Here is a 1,795-nt window from a genome sequence, read left to right on the forward strand (position 1 = left end):
GTTTTGCTTTCAATGTAATTGAAGGTCACGTGCCCATTGCGGTTGGAGACAATGTTTTTTTCACTGATGACTCCCCGGTACAAATATCGGGATAAGTATTTCAGGGCTGTTATGCCGGTGCCCACTTTGGTGCAGTCGACAACCCACCGGGGTTGAACACCTCTGGGGATCGGCATCCTTTCCTTGTTTAACCCATCAAGGAAACGGGCACGGAATACTTTGGCCAACGCTTTTTGATTGAAGAGGTATTTGCCCTTTTTTTTCCGCCATTGTCGTCTGGCCTTATCCACACCGCCGCCTGGAACGACCACATGGATATGTGGATGAAAATCCAGCCTCCGGTTATGGGTGTGCAACACCATGGTCATGCCGATTTCGGCACCAAGGAATTTGGGGTTAAGACCAAAATCCCTCAGTGTGCTTGCCACACATTCAAACAGCAGAGCGTATCCCGTTCTCTGATTTTGGTAGATCATGTGTCTGAACTCACAGGGGATTGTAAATGTGACCATAAAATAATGCACCGGCAGAATTTTATTTTGCTGCCGGTCGATCCAGTTGCTGGTCTCATGGTTTTGGCATTGGGGACAACTACGGTGACCGCAGGATAAGGGGCGCCATTGTGTATGGGAACATTTGGGGCAACTTACAAAAAGTTCCCCGGCATCGGACGTACGGCAAGCCCGCATGGCATTCAGGGCCTTTATTTGTCCCGGAAGTACGGTATCAGCATGGAGGGACAAAAAGACGTCGTAATATTCATCTATTATTGTAGAGAGTTGCATGATCACACCTTCCAAAAATCAACATGAATGGTGTTGATCAAATTGTTGATGGTTGTCATGCCGTCTTTTTCCACTACATCTGTAATATGAGCATAACGGGCAGTTGTGTTGGGGTTTGCATGACCAAGAAGCGCCTGGATGTGTCGGAGACTCAGGCCTTGCTCAAGGAGATGTGTGGCGTAACTGTGGCGAAGGGAATGGATGGAGACTTTTTTTTTATGCCGCATTCAGCAACAACGATTTTCATAGCCTTCTGGACCCCGCCCCGATCCATATGGCTTGTTGCTTTTTGAATGGTTTTCAGGGAACCATTGGCATTGGGAAACAGCAGTTTGGGATGCCTGTGGCGTTTCCATAACTCCCGCAGCCCCGTCAGGGTAAGGTCGGGCAGAGGGACAAGACGGTCTTTATGGCCTTTTCCCCTGCGAACATGAATGCATTTTCGGGTAGCATCAATATCACCGACTTCAAGCGACAAAGCCTCTCCCAGTCGAAGGCCCATGGAGTAGGTAGTCAACAGAAACACACGGTAGCGCAATTTCCGTGTTTTGCCGATGATGTTCTCGACTTCAGTCGATGTAAGGACATCAGGAATGGTTTTGACCTTGGGCGGTTTGACAATATCCACCCATTGCCATTCCTTTTTCAGTACAAATTTCCAGAAGTGCTGTAATCCGAGACGGTCAATTTTTACAGTGCTCCAGGAATGAGATTCAACCAGATCTGCAAAATAGCGTTGCAGATCATCGGGTGTTAATTGATCCGGACAGCATCCAAAATATTCCCTCGCTCGGCGGACAGCCCGGGAATATGAATCAATAGTTTTTGGGGCTTTGCCCTGAAGTTTCAATGTTTTTTGGTGGCGGGCATAAAGTTTGTTGAAACGATTCACTTCTGATTGTTTCATGATATACTCTCCTGAAAAAAGGGTTGTGAGGTGGTTCTGTATGAACACTCCACATAGTATACATGACTTCAGCTTTTTCTGCCGCGTAGCGGCTTGGTTCAAC

Annotated in this window: 1 protein-coding gene and 1 pseudogene; both read right to left on the reverse strand. The window is 47.5% G+C overall.

Going from position 1 to position 1,795, the window contains the following annotated elements; all coding sequences use genetic code 11:
- The coding region (locus B9A32_RS22600) for an IS91 family transposase (protein ID WP_084072120.1) at positions 1 to 785 on the reverse strand (785 nt) is incomplete at its 3' end.
- 2 nt (positions 786 to 787) lie between these two features.
- Positions 788 to 1,692: pseudogene (locus B9A32_RS20885) on the reverse strand (tyrosine-type recombinase/integrase).
- Positions 1,693 to 1,795 lie beyond the last annotated feature (103 nt).

The organism is Desulfocicer vacuolatum DSM 3385, assembly GCF_900176365.1.
Taxonomy (GTDB): Bacteria; Desulfobacterota; Desulfobacteria; order Desulfobacterales; family Desulfobacteraceae; genus Desulfocicer; species Desulfocicer vacuolatum.